At 71.9% G+C, this 15911-nt stretch carries 19 protein-coding genes; 10 read left to right on the plus strand and 9 right to left on the minus strand.

All coding sequences use genetic code 11. The annotated features are described in order from the left end of the window. The first annotated feature begins 90 nt into the window (after positions 1–90). Positions 91–750 (plus strand): dienelactone hydrolase family protein, encoded by a 660-nt coding sequence (locus tag AB0B35_RS36750; protein ID WP_360540010.1) that lies wholly within the window; start codon positions 91–93, stop codon positions 748–750. 4 nt (positions 751–754) lie between these two features. Here the strand turns inward: AB0B35_RS36750 and AB0B35_RS36755 are convergent, their stop codons facing one another. Further along, positions 755–1312 (minus strand): hypothetical protein, encoded by a 558-nt coding sequence (locus AB0B35_RS36755; protein WP_361054935.1) that lies wholly within the window; start codon positions 1310–1312, stop codon positions 755–757. 135 nt (positions 1313–1447) lie between these two features. Here AB0B35_RS36755 and AB0B35_RS36760 point away from each other — a divergent pair, with 135 nt between their 5' ends. Then, positions 1448–2161: an NRDE family protein gene (locus AB0B35_RS36760; RefSeq protein WP_361054938.1), complete on the plus strand. Its 714-nt coding sequence runs from the start codon at positions 1448–1450 to the stop codon at positions 2159–2161. Positions 2162–2182: 21 nt separating this feature from the next. Here the strand turns inward: AB0B35_RS36760 and AB0B35_RS36765 are convergent, their stop codons facing one another. Continuing rightward, the gene (locus AB0B35_RS36765) at positions 2183–2575 is read right to left on the minus strand and encodes a hypothetical protein (RefSeq protein ID WP_361054941.1); all 393 of its coding nucleotides are present in this window, start codon (positions 2573–2575) and stop codon (positions 2183–2185) included. 122 nt (positions 2576–2697) lie between these two features. On the opposite strand from AB0B35_RS36765, the gene AB0B35_RS36770 reads away from it, so the two are divergent. From AB0B35_RS36770 to AB0B35_RS36780, 3 genes are read left to right on the plus strand one after another with little or no spacing between them, the layout of a single operon-like run. Next, complete coding sequence (locus AB0B35_RS36770; protein WP_360540022.1) at positions 2698–3147, plus strand: SRPBCC domain-containing protein; 450 nt, start codon at positions 2698–2700, stop codon at positions 3145–3147. Continuing rightward, entirely contained in the window at positions 3144–3566 is a 423-nt protein-coding gene (locus tag AB0B35_RS36775; protein ID WP_361054944.1) for a metalloregulator ArsR/SmtB family transcription factor, read from the plus strand. Before AB0B35_RS36770 ends, AB0B35_RS36775 begins: the two co-directional genes overlap by 4 nt. Continuing rightward, positions 3566–4333, plus strand: a complete 768-nt coding sequence (locus AB0B35_RS36780) for a DUF899 domain-containing protein (RefSeq protein WP_361054946.1) — start codon at positions 3566–3568, stop codon at positions 4331–4333. Before AB0B35_RS36775 ends, AB0B35_RS36780 begins: the two co-directional genes overlap by 1 nt. A 66-nt stretch (positions 4334–4399) precedes the next feature. On the opposite strand, the gene AB0B35_RS36785 is transcribed toward AB0B35_RS36780, so the two are convergent. Next, positions 4400–5299, minus strand: a complete 900-nt coding sequence (locus AB0B35_RS36785; RefSeq protein ID WP_361054949.1) for a GNAT family N-acetyltransferase — start codon at positions 5297–5299, stop codon at positions 4400–4402. An 84-nt stretch (positions 5300–5383) separates the two neighbouring features. Here AB0B35_RS36785 and AB0B35_RS36790 point away from each other — a divergent pair, with 84 nt between their 5' ends. Then, positions 5384–6082 (plus strand): DUF4184 family protein, encoded by a 699-nt coding sequence (locus AB0B35_RS36790; RefSeq protein ID WP_361054952.1) that lies wholly within the window; start codon positions 5384–5386, stop codon positions 6080–6082. Here AB0B35_RS36790 and AB0B35_RS36795 read toward each other — a convergent pair. Further along, positions 6051–6230, minus strand: a complete 180-nt coding sequence (locus AB0B35_RS36795) for an RNA-binding S4 domain-containing protein (RefSeq protein ID WP_230686403.1) — start codon at positions 6228–6230, stop codon at positions 6051–6053. The genes AB0B35_RS36790 and AB0B35_RS36795 overlap by 32 nt on opposite strands. Before the next feature lie 72 nt (positions 6231–6302). Continuing rightward, on the minus strand, positions 6303–7400 hold the full coding sequence (locus AB0B35_RS36800; RefSeq protein ID WP_361054955.1) for a M20/M25/M40 family metallo-hydrolase: 1098 nt from the start codon (positions 7398–7400) through the stop codon (positions 6303–6305). A gap of 55 nt (positions 7401–7455) precedes the next feature. On the opposite strand from AB0B35_RS36800, the gene AB0B35_RS36805 reads away from it, so the two are divergent. Both AB0B35_RS36805 and AB0B35_RS36810 read left to right on the plus strand, forming a co-directional pair. Then, positions 7456–8160: an MOSC domain-containing protein gene (locus AB0B35_RS36805; RefSeq protein ID WP_361054958.1), complete on the plus strand. Its 705-nt coding sequence runs from the start codon at positions 7456–7458 to the stop codon at positions 8158–8160. Between the two features lie 11 nt (positions 8161–8171). Next, positions 8172–9260: a winged helix DNA-binding domain-containing protein gene (locus tag AB0B35_RS36810; protein ID WP_361054961.1), complete on the plus strand. Its 1089-nt coding sequence runs from the start codon at positions 8172–8174 to the stop codon at positions 9258–9260. A 15-nt stretch (positions 9261–9275) separates the two neighbouring features. On the opposite strand, the gene AB0B35_RS36815 is transcribed toward AB0B35_RS36810, so the two are convergent. Further along, complete coding sequence (locus tag AB0B35_RS36815) at positions 9276–9911, minus strand: hypothetical protein (protein ID WP_361054964.1); 636 nt, start codon at positions 9909–9911, stop codon at positions 9276–9278. 42 nt (positions 9912–9953) lie between these two features. Then, positions 9954–11015, minus strand: a complete 1062-nt coding sequence (locus tag AB0B35_RS36820; protein ID WP_361054967.1) for a hypothetical protein — start codon at positions 11013–11015, stop codon at positions 9954–9956. Between the two features lie 99 nt (positions 11016–11114). Between AB0B35_RS36820 and AB0B35_RS36825 the strand changes: the two genes are divergently transcribed. Further along, on the plus strand, positions 11115–12194 hold the full coding sequence (locus tag AB0B35_RS36825; RefSeq protein ID WP_361054970.1) for an ionic transporter y4hA: 1080 nt from the start codon (positions 11115–11117) through the stop codon (positions 12192–12194). Between the two features lie 9 nt (positions 12195–12203). Here AB0B35_RS36825 and AB0B35_RS36830 read toward each other — a convergent pair whose 3' ends face one another. After that, positions 12204–13388 (minus strand): pyridoxal phosphate-dependent aminotransferase, encoded by a 1185-nt coding sequence (locus AB0B35_RS36830; protein ID WP_361054973.1) that lies wholly within the window; start codon positions 13386–13388, stop codon positions 12204–12206. Positions 13389–13518: 130 nt separating this feature from the next. On the opposite strand from AB0B35_RS36830, the gene AB0B35_RS36835 reads away from it, so the two are divergent. Next, positions 13519–14430 carry a UTP--glucose-1-phosphate uridylyltransferase gene (locus tag AB0B35_RS36835; RefSeq protein WP_361054976.1) on the plus strand — a complete coding sequence of 304 codons (912 nt, stop codon included), beginning with the start codon at positions 13519–13521 and terminating at the stop codon, positions 14428–14430. A 53-nt stretch (positions 14431–14483) separates the two neighbouring features. On the opposite strand, the gene AB0B35_RS36840 is transcribed toward AB0B35_RS36835, so the two are convergent. Next, positions 14484–15911 (minus strand): proprotein convertase P-domain-containing protein (locus AB0B35_RS36840; protein WP_361054979.1); only part of this gene is annotated, 1428 nt, incomplete at its 5' end.

Consider the following 15911-nt stretch of genomic DNA (forward strand, 5'->3'; position numbering starts at 1 on the left):
CCAAGGTTACGTGCAAGTTTCAGGATCGTAAAGATGCGCCAACTGCCGCCAACACGAGCGGCGGGCCGCCGGGCGAGCAAGGATGGAGAGGTGGACGAAGTCACGTCCGGAGACAACGGAACAGCGGCCGAGGTCGTCATCCCCGTGAACGGAGCCGCGCTCTCGGCCCACCTGGCCATACCCCCGCAGGCCGCCGGGCTGGTCGTGTTCGTGCACGGCAGCGGCAGCAGCCGGCACAGCCCCCGCAACCAGTACGTCGCCCGTTTCCTGCGCGACGCGGGCCTCGGCACGCTCCTGTTCGACCTGCTCAACGAGTCAGAGGAGAACGACCGGGGCAACGTGTTCGACATCGGGCTGCTCGCCGGGCGGCTGGGCGAGGTGCTGGCCTGGCTGCGGACCCGGCCCACGGCGCAGGGCCTGCCGGTGGGCCTGTTCGGGGCCAGCACCGGCGCGGCCGCCGCCCTGTGGGCCGCCTCGAACGGCAACGCCGACGTCGCCGCGGTCGTGTCCCGCGGCGGCCGCCCTGACCTGGCCGGCGCTCACCTCGCCGAGGTGCGCGCGCCGACCCTGCTCATCGTCGGCGGTCTCGACCACACCGTGCTCGAACTCAACGAACGCGCCGCCGCCCAGCTCACCTGCGAGCACGCCGTCGAGATAGTCCCCGGCGCCACCCACCTGTTCCAGGAACCCGGCACCCTGCAACAGGCCGCGGTGCTGGCCCGCGACTGGCTTGTGCGCTACGTGCGCTGACGTCTCATACCCTCGTGGAGCGCTGCTCGGGCGGTAGCGGCCGCAGCCCGGCGGCGATACCGTCGAAATCGTCCTCGTGCAGCACGTCCTCGGGATCGGCGGCCCGCAGTTGCTGTCGAACCGCCCGGTAGAACTCCTGGAGGGCGTCGTTGAGCCGGGCGGCGGGCGGGGCGTCCGGATACTGGTCCGCGCGCGGATCGCGGTCGTCCACCCCGAGCATGGCCACCGCGTACGCATGGTGCACTACGACCCGCGCCGCGATCTGCACCCGTCGGTTGCCGACGAGCCGCAGCTGCTCCATGGCGATGCGCAGCCGCTCCTGCGCGTCGTTGACGCGGTCCCGGCGGGCGTCCTGGTCGGCGCTGGCGGCGTAGCGCTCCGCGTGGTGCCGCAGGCTCCGGGCAGCCTCGGCGAGCTGGGCGCTCTTCTCGAAGAGCACCGCCTCCCAACGCGCCAGGGTCTCACCGTCCATCTTGCGGCGGTTGACGGCCAGCGAGACGTACGCGGTCAGCGACACCGCCAGCACGCCGCCCAGGAAGCTGAGCGCGTTCCACACCCACATGCGACCAATGTAGAGCCCGCTGTCGCCGTGCCTGCCGACGGCAGCCTGGCGTCAGGGACGGAAGGCGGGCTGTGAGACACCGCCCGCTGACCTCGCCTACCGCCGCGCCGGACGGCCGAGCATATAGTGCTGATCATGTGTACGGTCGCCGTCAGCTTCGAGCCGTCGTCCCCGGCGTCGATACTGGTGCTGGCCGTACGGGACGAGCTGCTGATGCGCCCGTGGGAACCGCCGGCCGAGCACTGGCCGCGCCACCCCGGCTTGCTGGGCGGGATCGACCTGGTCGCCGGGGGCACCTGGCTGGCCGTTGATCCGGCCGCCCGCCGGGCCGCGTTCGTGCTCAACGGCCGGGGACGGCTCGCGCCGGAGCACGGCCGCCGCTCCCGGGGCGAGCTGCCACTGCTCGCCGCCGCCGGGCAGCCGATCCCCGCCGACCTGCGCACCTTCGACCCGTTCTACCTGATCACCGCCGATCTCACCGGCGCGATGATGCTCGGCTGGGACGGCGACACCCGCACCGAGACGGCCCTGCCCGAGGGCTACACGGTGATCGTCAACAGCGGCGACGACCCTGCCGAACCACGCGCCGCACACCTCCTGGCCGCATTGCGCGCCACGCCACGCCCGGACCCCGCCGCCGACTGGGGCACCTGGCCGTCCCTGGCCGCAGGTGAGGGCATCGACCGCACCGACCCGCGCGCCCTGATCCTGCGCCACACCTTCGGCGACGACCTGCGCTACGGCTCCAGCTCGGTCACCCTGCTCGCCCTCGGCCCCACCCTGCTCCGCTACGACTTCGCACCCGTGCCCGACGAACCCGGCCCAGCACCCCTCACCCGCATCGCCTAGCCACTGGTGACCGCGCGGCGGTTACCAGTCCCGGGCTCCGGTCAGGGCTTCGCGGTCCTCGCCTCGGCGGGCGCACAGGGCGGGCACGTCGACGCCGGTGTGGGTCAGCACGTTCTCGATGTACTCGATCAGTTGCTCGCGCTCGCCGGTCTCGATGGCGCCGTGTTCTTCGTCGGCGTCGTTGAGGGCGAGCACGACCCGCTCCGCTACGGCGAACAGGTCGTCGTCGGACGGGTCGCGCAGGGCGGCGACCTCGGCCTCGTACGCGGCGAGCGCGGCGTCTGTCGCTTCGATGAACTCCAGCGGCCAGAGGCGCTCGGCGTAGGCGTCGTCGGGGGACAACGCGCCCGCGGCGAGTGCCTCCCGCTCCCGCAGGACCTTGTGCCGCCACCTGGCGGTCGGACGTTCGATCATGGTCGGGAGTGTAGGGGCGGCGGGCGACACCGCGGAACACGTGCAACCCTGGGGTTGCGCCTCGAACCACGATGTGCAACTCTGGAGTTGCACGATAATCGACGGCGTTGAAGGAGCTGTTCATGAGCGAGGACCGCATCGAACGCGAGACCCTGATCGAGGCGTCCCTGGAGCGGGTCTGGACGCTGGTCGCCCAGCCCGGGTTCTGGGTGGCCGACAAGGCGAGCCTGCCCGGCACCGTGGCCGTGGCGGGGGAGTCGATGGTCGCGAAGAACCCGCACCACGGCGACTTCCCGGTCCGCGTGGAGAAGGTCGATCCGCCGCACTACCTCGCGTACCGCTGGGCCAGCGCCTTCCCGGGCGAGGAGCTGCGCGACGACAACAGCACCCTGGTCGAGTTCACGCTGATCGCGGAGGGCGCGAAGAAGACCCGCCTGCGTGTCGTGGAGAGCGGCTTCGCGGCGCTGGCCGCGCCCGAGGAGCAGCGCAGTGGTGCGCACCGGGACAACTCGGGCGGCTGGCCGCTGGAGCTGGAGGCGCTCAAGGCACGGGCGGAAGAATCCTCCGTGTGACAGACCAGCACCACGGCGACGTCTCGCCGGTCGACGCCGTACTGGCGGCCCTCGCCGACCCGACCCGGCGGCAGCTGCTCGACCTGCTCGCCGTGCTGGGCGAGCCGACCGCGACGACGCTCGCCGAGCACCTTCCCATCTCGCGGCAGGCCATCGTCAAGCACCTCGCCGTGCTGGACACGGCCGGCCTGGTCACCGGCCGCAGGGCCGGGCGCGAGGTGCGGTACGCGGTGCGTCCGGCGGCGCTGACCGCGACGGCCCGGTGGATGGCGGCGCTCGCCTCCGACTGGGACCGCCGCCTGGCGACCATCAAACGCCTCGCCGAAGCGGCGGAGCAGGAAGCGACCGCCGGGGAGGCGAGCGCGACCGCGGCGGCCACCACCACTCGCACCACTGAGGACAGAAGAGGTGAGCAATGATGATCGACCACAGGACAGGCACCAGGCAGGAGTGGCTCGCGGCCCGGCTGGAGCTGCTGGCCGCGGAGAAGGAGCTGACCCGGCGCAGCGACGAGGTGGCGCGGCAGCGCCAGGACCTGCCGTGGGTACGCGTGGACAAGGAGTACCGCTTCGCGACCGACGACGGCGACGCCTCGCTGACCGACCTGTTCGCGGGGCGCTCGCAGCTGCTCGTCTACCACTTCATGTTCGGCCCCGAGTACGAGGCGGGCTGCCCGTCCTGCTCGGCGATCGCGGACGGCTTCGACGGCTCGGTCGTGCACCTGGCCAACCACGACGTGACGCTGTGCGCGGTGTCGCAGGCCCCGCTGGCGAAACTCCAGGACTACAAGAAGCGCATGGGGTGGAGCTTCCCGTGGGCGTCGTCGAACGGCTGCGACTTCAACCACGACTACCACGTCACGCACACCAAGGAGGAGTGGCAGTCCGGGGCGGTCGACTACAACTTCCGCTCGATGGACGTGCGGCCGTCGGAGTCGGGCGCGGAGCTGCCGTTCCTGAACCAGATCGCGTCGTCGGTCGGCGTGGACTGGCCGACGTACCGGCAGCAGGGGCCCGGCATGAGCGCGTTCGTGCTGGACGACGGCGTCGTCTACCACACGTACTCGACGTACGAGCGCGGCGTGGACGCGCTGTGGGGCATGTACCAGTGGCTCGACCGCGCCCCGCTCGGGCGCAACGAGCAGGGCTTCTGGTGGCGGCGGCACGACGAGTACGACAGGAACTGAGCTGAGACGCAACGGGGGGACGCGGTCGTGCCGGGTGATCGTCACCGGCACGACCGCGTCGTGCGCCTACGACCCCTGAAGGGTGCCCAGGCAGGACCATTGGGCGGCGACCGGCTGATAGCCCAGGCGGGCGTTGACGGCGAGCATCGGCGCGTTCGACTCGTCGTTGGAGGTGTACGCGACCGTCACGCCACCGGCGGCGGCCCGTTGCAGCGCCACGGTCTTGGCCAGCCGGGCCAGGCCGCGGCCGCGGTGCTCGGGCAGCGTCGCGGTCATGTCCGACCACATCCGCTCCCCGTCGCGCTTGACCAGCGTGAACGCCACGATGTCGGCCCCGTCGACGGCCGCGACGCTGGCGTCCTTGTCCAGGCCGAGGTTGTTCCACACCTCGTAGCACCAGTCGTCGAACGAGATCGCGTCCGAGGGGATGTCGCCGGGCTCGTCGGAGCTGGCCGCGACGTACGCGGTGTAGAGCTCCCGCTCGTCCAGTTCCGACAGCGGGACGATGGTGACGCCGCCCGGCGCGGCGGGCGGGGGTGGCGCGAGCCGGGTCTCCAGCATCGAGTAGCGCAGGTCGCGGCTCGGGGTGAATCCGCGGCCGCGCGCGAAATCCAGCGAGTCCGCCTGCGCCCAGGTGCGCACCCGTTGCACGCCGAGCGCGGACAGGTGCCGGGCGGCGGTGTCGAACAGCAGCGTGCCCGCACCGCGCCGGCGGTGGTCGGGGTGCACGTGCAGCAGCGAGATCTCGCCGAAGCCGGTCTCGGACGAGCTGACGTTCCGGAACGCCGAGGCCCAGCCCACGATCCGGTCGCCGTCCTCGACCACGAACGCGGTCCAGTCGCCGGCCGGTGGTTCGGCGATCATCTGCCGCGTGGAGACGACCCCGCGCACCAGATACGGGTACACGATCGCGCGTAAGGCGACCACGGCCGGGGCGTCATCGGGCAGGGCGGCACGGATTCTCATCCCGCCATCCTGACCCCGCCCACCATGATCCACAAATCCATTTACGGGTCGGCGGGACGGGAAGCCACCGGTTAGCCTGCGGCGGTGCCGCTGACGTTCCCCTCGCACGCCGCGCTGCCCCTGCCGCTGAAACTGTGGCGTCCCCGCTGGTTCGACGGTGTCGCGCTGACCGTCGGCGCGGCCTCACCCGACCTCGCGTACGCCCTCGACGGGTCGGGCCTGCCGGTCTTCCCGCTGTCGCACCAGTGGCCGGGCCTGTTCCTGTTCTGCCTGCCCGTGACGCTGGCCGGGGCGCTGCTGGTGCGCCGGGTCGCGCCCGCAGTCGCCGCGCACCTGCCCCGTCGGCCCGCCGCGCTGGCGCTGCGCGACTACGGCGTGCTCGGCGCGACCCGGCCCGCGCTCGCGGTCAGCGCGGTGTCGGCGCTGCTCGCCGCAGCGAGCCACCTGCTCTGGGACCGCGTCACCGAGTCGGCGCCGGTGCTCGACCTGGCCTCCACCGCGGGCGGCGCGCTCGCGGCGCTGGCACTGGCCGTGCACGTCGGCCGCCGGCGGCTGCTGCGCGCCTGGCACGGCGCACCACCGGCCCGGCCAGTGCGGCCCGCACTGTTCTGGACCGTCGCCACCGTGGTCACCGCTGCCTCGGCCGCGGTGTCGTTCCAGCTGCCCGGTGCGTTCCTGCTGCACACCACGGGCGCACGGCTGCTGCTCGGCCTCGCGCACGGGCTCGCGGCGGCGGCCGCGGCGACCACGCTCAGGCCACGCGCAGCCGCTCCCCGTCGATGACGACGACGTCGCCGCGGTGCAGCTGGCGGCCGCGGCGCACCTCCACCTCGCCGTTCACGGTCACCTCACCGGCGGCGATGCGCAGCTTCGCCTCGCCGCCGGTCTCGATCACGGAGGCGAGCTTCAGGAACTGGCCCAGGCGGATCATGTCATCACGGATCGGTACGTCGGTCACGATGCCATCTTCCCCCAGCGCCGTTCCGTCGATGCCCGCCGGCCGTCAGATCGAGGTGAGGAACGTGTGCAGCGCCTGGTGGTACGGCACGATCGAGGTGAGGTCGGCGTACTCCTCGGGGCCGTGCAGGCCCGCGCCGCCGATGCCGAAGATCACCGCGTCGATGCCGCGCTGGGAGTAGAAACGCCCGTCGGCGGCCCCGTGCTTGCGCAGGAACCCCGCCGGGTAGCCCTGCGCCCGCGCCGCCTGCTGCAGGGCGCGCACCTCGGGTGAGTCCCGGTCGGCGTGGTGCGGGGCGTCGGCGTGCTCGACCGCCACCGTGACACCGGGCCCGCAGATCTCGCCCAGGTGCGCGGCGATCTGCTCGGCGGTGCGTCCGTCGAAGCCGGGCTCGCCGGGCGGGAACCGGATGTCCAGCCAGGCCTCGGCCAGCGCCGGGACCTGGTTGAACGCGGTGTTGGGGGTGTCCAGGCGGGCCAGGTTCACCGTCGTGGCCCACGCCTCCGCGGTCGGCAGCGGGTAGGCCGCGTGCAGCGCCGCGATCGCGCCCGTCAGCCGCAGCAGCGCGTTGTCGCCCTGCCACGGGTACGCGCTGTGCGCCGCGCGGCCCGTCGCGGTCAGCCGCGCCTGCAGAATGCCCTTCGAGTCGGTGACGATCTCCAGGCCGCTGAACTCGCCGATGACCACGAACTGCCCGGTTACCCCCTGTTCCAGTTGGTGCAGGGTGCCGTTGCGCCCGCCGATCTCCTCGTCGGTGACCAGCTGCAACGCCAGCGGGTACGGCAGTGTCGGCGCGAGTTCGGCGAACACCTGCGCCATCACCAGCGCCGAGATCTTCATGTCCTGCGCGCCGCGGGCGTACAGGCGCTCGCCGTCGCGGCGCGGCGTGAACTGGTCAGGCGTGGCGGGCACCACGTCCAGGTGCCCGTTGAGGATCACCCGGAACTCCGGCCGGCCCGCGCCGGTGTCGTGGTAGAGCAGCGCGCTCGGCTTGCCCGCGGACTCGAACCGCTCCACCGCGAACCCCGGCCCGACCGTGTCGAGGACCAGGTCCAGCGCGCGATGCAGCTGGTCGGGGCGGTCGGCGGTCGACGGCACGGCGAGCAGCGCCTCGGCCGTACGCAGAAAGGCTTCCAGCTCCACCCCGTTATCCTGCCGTACGACACCGCATCGGGCATACTGCCGCCGTGATCGGATCATGATGGTCGGCACGCTCGCAGAGCTGCGGCGCTTTCCCGTGAAGTCACTGCTCGGCGAGTCGCTCACCGAGGCCATGGTGCAGGAGCGCGGGCTCACCGGGGATCGCCTGTGGGCCGTGCGCGGTGCGGACGGCCGGTTCGGCAGCGGCAAGACCACCCGCCGGTTCCGGCAGATGGGTGGGTTGTTCCAGCTGACGGCGCGCTATGACGGCGCGGTGCCGGTGCTGCGGTTCCCGTCCGGCAGGCACGTCCGCGGCGACGATCCTGGGGTGCACGCGGCGCTGAGCGGGCACGTCGGCGAGCCGGTGACGCTGACCGCCGAGGCGGACGTGTCGCATTTCGACGAGGGACCGCTGCATGTGCTGACCACCGCTTCGCTGCGCCACCTGGGTACGCTGCTGGGCGGGCCGGTCGACGGCCGGCGCTTCCGGGCCAACCTCCTGATCGACGTGCCCGCCGCGTCCGGGCTGCTGGAGGACGGCTGGCTCGGGCAGTCGCTACACGTGGGGGACGAGGTGGTGCTGAGGGTGACCCGGCGCATGACCCGCTGCGTGATGGTCAACAACGCCCAGGACGACCTGCCGCACGACGGGCGAATCCTGCGCGCCGTCGCGGCCGCCGACGAGCCGGCCTTCGGCGTGCTCGCCTCCGTCGAGCGCGGCGGGACGGTCAGGACCGGCGACCCTGTCGTACGGCGCGGTTAGCATCGGCGGTGATGGACGCACTTGCCCTGGCCTCGTGGCGGATGCACAACCTCGGCCTGCACGCCCCGGTCGACGCCGCACCGGGCGACGTGGTCGGCCGGCTCGGCGCGGTGCAGTCGCAGGACTACGGCCCCGCAACCTGGTCGCTCGGCGAGCGCATCACTGCCGCCGAGGAGGACCGGGTGCACCGGGCCTTCGCCGACGGTGCCCTGCTGCGCACCCACGTGCTGCGCCCGACGTGGCACTTCGTCACGCCGGAGGACATCGGCTGGGTGCTGGCGCTGACAGGTCCCCGGGTTCACCAGCTCAACGCGTACTACTACCGGCAGCTCGGCCTCGACGAGCAGCAACGCGCCCGCTGCGACGCGCTGCTGGTCGAGGCGCTGACCGGCGCGCAGCTGACCCGCAAGGAGCTGACCGCGCTGGTCCAGGCGGCGGGCATCGGCACCGAGGGCTTCCGGATGGCGTACATCCTGATGAACGCCGAACTCAACGGCCTGATCTGCAGCGGCGCGATGAAGGGCAAGCAGCACACGTACGCGCTGCTGGCCGAGCGTGCGCCGCAGGCGCGGGCGCTCGACCCGGACGCGGCGCTGGCCGAGCTGACCCTGCGCTACTTCAGCAGCCACGGCCCGGCCACCGTGAAGGACTTCCGCTGGTGGTCCAGCCTCACCCAGGCCGAGATCCGCCGCGGCCTGGACATGGTCCGCGACCAGGTGCGCAGCGTGGAGGTCGACGGGCTGACCTACTGGTACGCCGGGGAGCCCGTGCTGCCGGTCCCCGCGGACGGACCCGTGGCGCACCTGCTTCAGGCCTACGACGAGTACATCGTCGGCTACACCGAGAGCAAGCACCTGCTCAACCTCGCGGGCGTGGGCGGCGGGCAGCGCTGGGACCGTCCCGTCTACAACGGCGTGCTGATCGTCGACAGCCAGGTCGCCGGGCACTGGAAACGCACCGTCGGCCGCGCCGAAGTCGCGATCGAGGCGCTGGTCTACGCCCCGCTCGACCCCGACCGGGCCGCGGCGGTGCAGGCCGCCGCCGACCACCACGGCCGCTTCCTCGGCCTGCCCGCCACGGTCACCATGACGGTCCTCTGACCGGTCGCCCGTCCACTACCTGCCGAGCACCCACGGGCCGAGCACCTTCGCGCCGGCCCGCTCCGCCAGCCACTGCGCCCGCTCGTCCGCGCGGGTGTGGATCCACACGGTGTGGTCGCCCGAGTAACGCTCTTCGAACGGCTCGGCGCTGTTCACCGTGATCTCGACGCCGGCGTATTTCACGCACAGGTCCAGGTCGAGCTCGTCCACCTCCGGCCATTCGACGTCCCAGTAGACGGAGCCCACATCGGAGCCGACCGCGGCCAGGAACCGCTCCTCGACGGCGCCGGGCACCGCCCTCATGACGAACAGGTCGATCCGCACGTCGTCGAGGTGGCGCAGCGGCTCGGCCGCCCGCACGTCCAGCCGGTGGGCCCAGAGCGTGTCACGTCCCCGGGAGAGCCGCCGGTCCGGGTCAGGGAGCAGGGTCCCGAGGGCGGCGATCATCTCGGCCGACCGCGACGCCGGGGTCTGCGCCGACAGGCCGGCTTCGGTCAGCGACGTGTAGCGGTGCAGGGCGGGGCCCGTGGTCGTCGCCCACACCTCCACCTCGTCGACCTGGTTCGCCAGCCGCAGCAGCCGCTGTGCGAGGGCGTACGCCTCGGCGAGGTCGGGGGTGCGCAGCACGGGGTACATGTACGAGTTGCCCATGGCGGGGCAGTCTGGCAGCCGCGCGCCGCCGCCGCGACCGGGTTATCCGCGTACCGCGCCGGAGTTCTTGTCGGCCATCAGCCCGGACGTGTCGACGGCCTCGAAGTCGGAGCCCTGCAGGTTCTTGAGCGCGCGCAGCGCGTCGTTGGACCAGCGGTCGTCCGGCGCTCCGGACAGATACCAGGGCGAGCCGTTGTCGGCGACGATCACGCCGTACTTCTTCATCGCCTCGGCGATGATCCGGGCCTGCTTGGGCATCTTCGAGGTGTCGACGTTCGCCTTCAGGCGCAGCCGCAGGCCCATCGGCGGCAGGTCGGCGTCCGACGAGCTGGACGCGGCGTGCCGGGCGGGCCAGACGTAGCTGTTGCGGGAGCGGGGCACGGTGATGCGCAGCGCGTGCGTGATGCGTCCGGCGGCGACCTCCTCGTAGCGGACCAGCCCGGCGAAGATGGACAGTCCCGCCGCGTCGGCCGAGGTCCAGCCCGCCGGGCGCAGCTTGTTGGAGCGCAGGTCGTAGATCGCGCCGGAGCCGGCCCGCCAGCCCGCGCCGGCCGGGTACGCCGCGTACAGCTCGAACACCTTGCAGGCCGCGGCGTCGTACAGGATGACGTGCCGGTCGCCGTCGCTGCTGCGCCCACCCTCGACCTTCGCGTCGGCCGGGATCGGGTAGGGGCCCTTGTCGCTCTCGCCCGCGTACTCGAAGCTGACCTTGACGGTCTTCTGGCCGGGCTTGACCGCCGTGACGGGGATGCCGATCGGCGCGCCCTCCCACAGGCCCGAACCGAAGTCGGGGTGCATGTTCGCGCCCGCGCCGATGCTGTTCACCAGCGCGCCCGAGGAGCGGTGCACGGGCAGTTTCGACACGTCGGCGCGCCACACGCTGCTCGCGGGGAAGATGCCGCACGGTCCGGCGGTGGGGGAGGCCGACGCGACCGCACTCGGGCTCACGGCCGCCGACGGCGTCGCGGTGCCGGCGGGCAGCACGAAGGCCGGATCGGACGGTCCGGCCGTGCCCGGGGCGGTGCCGCCGCAGGAGGCGAGTCCGAGCACGGCGGCCAGGGCGGTCAGGCGCAGCGGCACTGCTGCCAGAGATCGGGAGAGCACCCGCAGAATCTAGTGCCGCCGCGCGGTACGGGCACAGCCCACCGCCCTGTTGCAGGGATTATGGCCGGTAGGTGAGGTTTGTCCGCGTAACCTCGGTACATGCTCAAAGCCGCACGCGCGCTGTCGTGGTGGGCGCTGATCCCGCCGATATGCGTGATCGTGCTCGTGGCGGCCTGGGGGCACAAGGTCGGTGGCGTGGGGCTGCTGGTCGTCGGGATCGCGCTGGTCGCCGCCGTCGTGGTCGCCGTGCACCACGCCGAGGTCGTCGCGCATCACGTCGGCGAGCCGTTCGGCACGCTCATCCTCGCCGTCGCGGTCACCGCCATCGAGGTCGGCCTGATCATCATGCTGATGACGTCGGCCCCGCCCGGACCGTCCACGCTGGCCCGGGACACCGTCTTCGCCGCCTTCATGATCGTGTGCAACGGCGTGGTCGGACTGTGCCTGCTGGTCGGCGGGCTGCGCCACCGCGAGGTCGAGTTCCACGTCGAAGGCGTCACCGCCACGCTGGCCACGCTCAGCACCGTCGCCGCCCTGGCCCTCGTGCTGCCGTCGTTCACCACCAGCAGCCCCGGGCCGACGTACTCCGGGCCGCAGCTCGCCTTCGCCGGCACCGCCTCCCTGGTGCTGTACGCGGCGTTCGTCTTCGTGCAGACGATCCGGCACCGCCACTACTTCCTGCCGCTGGAGACCGACGGCGACGACCACGGCGTCCCGCCCGGCCGCAAAGCCGCCGCGGTCAGCCTGCTCATGCTGCTGCTGTGCCTGGTCGCCGTGGTCGGCCTGGCCAAGGTCGAGTCACCGGCGATCGAGCATGTGGTGGCCGTGGCGGGCGCGCCGCGGGCCGTGGTGGGCGTCGTGATCGCCCTGCTGGTGCTGCTCCCCGAGACCGCCGCCGCGGTACGGGCCGCCGCCCGTAACAAGATCCAGACGAGCTTCAACCTGGCCCTCGGGTCGGCCGTGGCCAGCATCGGCCTGACCATCCCCGCGATCGCGGTGGCCTCCATCTGGCTCAAGGACACCCTGGTCCTCGGCCTCACCCCCAAGGACATGGTGCTGCTGGTCATCACCGTCGTCGTCACCACCCTGACCGTCGCCCCCGGCCGCGCCACGCTGATGCAGGGCATGGTCCACCTGACCCTCTTCGGCGTCTTCCTGTTCCTCTCCTTCGTGCCTTAGCGGGGCGGGTCAGGACTTGAGGCGGGTCACGGCGTCGGCGATGACTTCGGGGCGTTTGCAGAAGGCGAAGCGGATCAGGTGGCGGCCGGCGTCCTTGTCGTCGTAGAAGACCTGGGACGGGATGGCGACGACGCCGCTGCGCTCGGGCAGCCCGAGGCAGAACTCGACGCCGTCGGTGCCGCCGAGCGGGCGGATGTCGGTGGTGATGAAGTAGGTGCCCTCGGCCTGGAGCACGCCGAACCCGGCGTCGGCGAGCCCGGCGCGCAGCTGGTCACGCTGAGACTGCAGACCGGTCGTGAAACCGGTGAAGTACGCGTCGGGCAGGTTCAGGGCCACCGCGACCGCGGGTTGCAGCGGCCCGGCGTTGACGAAGGTGAGGAACTGCTTGACCCGCAGCACCGCCGAGACCAGCGACGCCGGGCCGCTGGCCCAGCCGACCTTCCAGCCGGTGCACGAGAACGTCTTGCCGGCCGAGGAGATGCGCAGGGTGCGCTCGCGCATGCCGGGCAGCGACGCCAGCGGGACGTGCGGCGAACCGGCGTCGTCGAAGACCAGGTGCTCGTAGACCTCGTCGGTGACGGCGTACGCGCCGAACTCCTGGCACAGGTCGGCGACCAGCCGCAGCTCCTCGCGGGTGAACACCTTGCCGGTCGGGTTGTGCGGCGAGTTGAGCAGCACGAGGCTGGTACGCGGCCCGAACGCGGCGCGCAGCTGGTCGGGATCGAACGCGTAGCGCCCGTCGGGGCCGGGACGCAGTGTCACCGGGCGTCGGGTCGCCCGCGCCAGCGCGATGCTCGCGGCGTACGAGTCGTAGTAGGGCTCGAAGCAGACGACCTCGTCGCCCGGCTCGCACAGGGCGAGGATCGCCGCCGCGATCGCCTCGGTGGCCCCGGCGGTGACGACGACCTCGCCGTCCGGGTCGTACTCCAGCCCCCAGAAGCGGCGCTGGTGCGCGGCGACGGCCTCGCGCAGCACCGGCAGACCCGGCCCCGGCGGGTACTGGTTGAACCCGCCGCGCAGCGCCGCGGCGGCCGCGTCCAGCATCTCCGCGGGCCCGTCCGTGTCGGGGAAGCCCTGCCCGAGGTTGACCGCCCCGGTCTTCACCGCGAGCGCCGACATCGTCGCGAAGATCGTCGTGCCGAACGGCCGCATCCGCTCCGCGAGCGGATCGCCCCCGGAAACCCCACCAGTCATGCCCTCATCCTCACCCACACCCGCCGACGGCCCCCGATCGGATCACCTCACACGCGCGTCGCGCCTCATCGACCTGGTCTCCTGTTAGCGTCGGGTGTACCGCTGAGCCACTTCGACCTGGAGAGATCTCATGCCTTCGACCATCCGCAGGGCCGTGATCCCCGCAGCGGGGCTCGGCTCCCGGCTGCTGCCCCTGACCAAGGCGATCCCGAAGGAGATGCTGCCCGTCGGTGACAAGCCGGTGATCGAGCACACCGTGCGCGAGCTGGTGGCCTCCGGCATCACCGACATCACGATCGTGATCTCGGGCGGCAAGTCGCTCATCCAGGACCACTTCCGGCCCAACCCGGCCCTGGTGGAGCAGCTGCGCGTGGACGGCAAGACCGCGTACGCCGACGCCGTCGAGGAGATCGCCGAGCTGGCGCAGCAGGGCCACATCACCTACCTCGACCAGCACGGCCCGTACGGCAACGGCACGCCCGTGCTCAACGCGGCCCGCAACTTCGACGACGAGCCGATGCTGGTGCTGTGGCCCGACGACGTGTTCGTCGCCGAGGTGCCCCGCGCCCAGCAGCTGATCCGCGCGTACGAGGCGACGAACTGCCCGGTCCTGGCGCTGATGCCGATGGACCCGGAGCACTCCCAGCGTTACGGGGTGCCGGTGGTCAAGGAGGACCTCGACGGCGGCCTGATGCGCATCACGGGCCTGATGGAGAAGCCGAAGCCGAAGGACGCGCCGTCGGCGTTCGCGGCGATCGGCGGCTACGTCGTCACCCCGGGCATCATCGACGAGCTGCGCGAGCAGACCAAGCGCTGGTACGAGCGGCGTACCGGCGAGGTCTACCTGACCGACGCGATCAACGCGTACGCCTCGACCCGTGCCGTGTACGGGCAGGTCATCTCGGGCCGCTGGTACGACACCGGCAACCCGGCCGACTACCTGGTCGCCCAGATGGCCACCGCCCTGGCGCACCCGGAGTACGGCCCGCTGCTGCGCGGCATGGCCGCCGAGCTGGACGCGCCCGCGAACCCGGCCGTCTGAACACGGGCGAGGGGCCCCGGGTGCGCCGGGGCCCCTCGCTGTCGGGCGGGACTCTAGAGGGTCAGGGTCCAGGTGTTGATGTAGCCGGTGTCGGCCGACGCGGCGTCCTGGACCCGCAGGTTCCAGGTGCCGTTCTTCACCTCGGTCGACAGATTGACGGTGTAGGTCTGGTTGATGTTGTCGGCGCTGCCGCCGGTCCGGTTGTGCAGGACGTAGGTGCTGCCGTCCGGCGCGACCAGGGTGACGATCAGGTCACCGATGTAGGTGTGCACGATGGCCACCGCGACCGTGGAGGTCGCCGACGCGTTGCCGGAGCAGCCCGCGATCGTGATCGGGCTGTTGACGGTGGTGTTGTCCGGGATGGTCACGTCGGTGCCGTTGGTGCCCGAGCACGCCGGCGGGGTGCTGCCGACCAGGTTCAGCGTCCACGTGTCGATGGTGCCCGTGTCCGCCGACGCCGCGTCCTGCACCCGCAGCTTCCAGGTGCCGTTGGCGGCCTCGCCGGACAGGTTGACCGTGTAGGTCTGGTTGATGTTGTCGGCGCTGCCGCCGGTCCGGTTGTGCAGCAGGTATGCGCTGCCGTCCGGCGCGACCAGGTTCACGACCAGGTCACCGATGTAGGTGTGCAGGATGTTCACCGCGACCGTGCTGGCCGAGCCCGCGTTGCCGGAGCAGCCGGAGATGGTGATCGAGGACTCGACGGTCGTGTTGTCCGGGACCGCCACGTCGGTGGAGTTGGTGCCGGAGCAGCCGGGCGGGCCGTTGACGGTCAGGTTGAACGTCGTGGTCCGGGTCGAGCCGGTGCCGGTTCCGGTGATGGTCACCGCGTACGTGCCCGGCGGGGTGGTCGATCCGGTGGCGATGGTCAGCGTCGACGTGCCGCCCGCCGAGTTGATCGAGGAGGGGCTGAACGACGCGGTCGCGCCGCTGGGCAGGCCGCTCGCGGTCAGGTTGACCGTCTGCGCGCTGCCGTTGGTCAGCGTCGAGGTGATGGTGCTGCTGACCGAGCTGCCCGGGTTGACCGAACCCGACGCGGGCGCGGCCGCGAGGGAGAAGTCGTTGCCCGCCGGGCAGGCGGCGTCGCTGCCGGCCACGTTGACCGACGTCCAGGCGGCCTGGACGGTCTTGTACTCGACCGAGCACAGGCCGTACAGGTCGGTCGCCGCGGACAGCGTGTAGGCGCGCGAGGTGTTGGCCGGGGTGGATGTGTTCACGTAGCGGGTGCTGGAGGTGAAGTACACGTCCAGCGCGCGGTACCAGATCTTCTCGGCCTTGGTGCGGCCGATGCCGACGACGGCCGGAGCCGAGCCGCAGAGCGGGCTGGTGCCGTACGCGGTCGCGCCGCTGCCCTCGGCCAGGTTGAAGAAGAAGTGGTTGCCGACGCCGGAGCTGTAGTGCACGTCGACGCTGTTGGTGCTGGTCGACCAGCAGCCGTGCGACGAGCCGTCCAGGGTCGGGTTGTACATGTAGCGCAGCGGGGT

The sequence above is a fragment of the Catellatospora sp. NPDC049133 genome (genome assembly GCF_040648455.1).
In the GTDB taxonomy this organism is placed as follows: Bacteria; Actinomycetota; Actinomycetes; order Mycobacteriales; family Micromonosporaceae; genus Catellatospora; species Catellatospora aurea.

Coding starts and splice junctions, on each gene's coding strand:
- AB0B35_RS36835 (WP_361054976.1), top strand. CDS start 13,519: ATGCCTTCGACCATCCGCAGGGCCGTGATCCCCGCAGCGGGGCTCGGC.
- AB0B35_RS36825 (WP_361054970.1), top strand. CDS start 11,115: ATGCTCAAAGCCGCACGCGCGCTGTCGTGGTGGGCGCTGATCCCGCCG.
- AB0B35_RS36785 (WP_361054949.1), bottom strand. CDS start 5,299: ATGAGAATCCGTGCCGCCCTGCCCGATGACGCCCCGGCCGTGGTCGCC.
- AB0B35_RS36780 (WP_361054946.1), top strand. CDS start 3,566: ATGATCGACCACAGGACAGGCACCAGGCAGGAGTGGCTCGCGGCCCGG.
- AB0B35_RS36765 (WP_361054941.1), bottom strand. CDS start 2,575: ATGATCGAACGTCCGACCGCCAGGTGGCGGCACAAGGTCCTGCGGGAG.
- AB0B35_RS36805 (WP_361054958.1), top strand. CDS start 7,456: ATGATGGTCGGCACGCTCGCAGAGCTGCGGCGCTTTCCCGTGAAGTCA.
- AB0B35_RS36755 (WP_361054935.1), bottom strand. CDS start 1,312: ATGTGGGTGTGGAACGCGCTCAGCTTCCTGGGCGGCGTGCTGGCGGTG.
- AB0B35_RS36795 (WP_230686403.1), bottom strand. CDS start 6,230: ATGATCCGCCTGGGCCAGTTCCTGAAGCTCGCCTCCGTGATCGAGACC.
- AB0B35_RS36770 (WP_360540022.1), top strand. CDS start 2,698: ATGAGCGAGGACCGCATCGAACGCGAGACCCTGATCGAGGCGTCCCTG.
- AB0B35_RS36830 (WP_361054973.1), bottom strand. CDS start 13,388: ATGACTGGTGGGGTTTCCGGGGGCGATCCGCTCGCGGAGCGGATGCGG.
- AB0B35_RS36810 (WP_361054961.1), top strand. CDS start 8,172: ATGGACGCACTTGCCCTGGCCTCGTGGCGGATGCACAACCTCGGCCTG.
- AB0B35_RS36760 (WP_361054938.1), top strand. CDS start 1,448: ATGTGTACGGTCGCCGTCAGCTTCGAGCCGTCGTCCCCGGCGTCGATA.
- AB0B35_RS36815 (WP_361054964.1), bottom strand. CDS start 9,911: ATGGGCAACTCGTACATGTACCCCGTGCTGCGCACCCCCGACCTCGCC.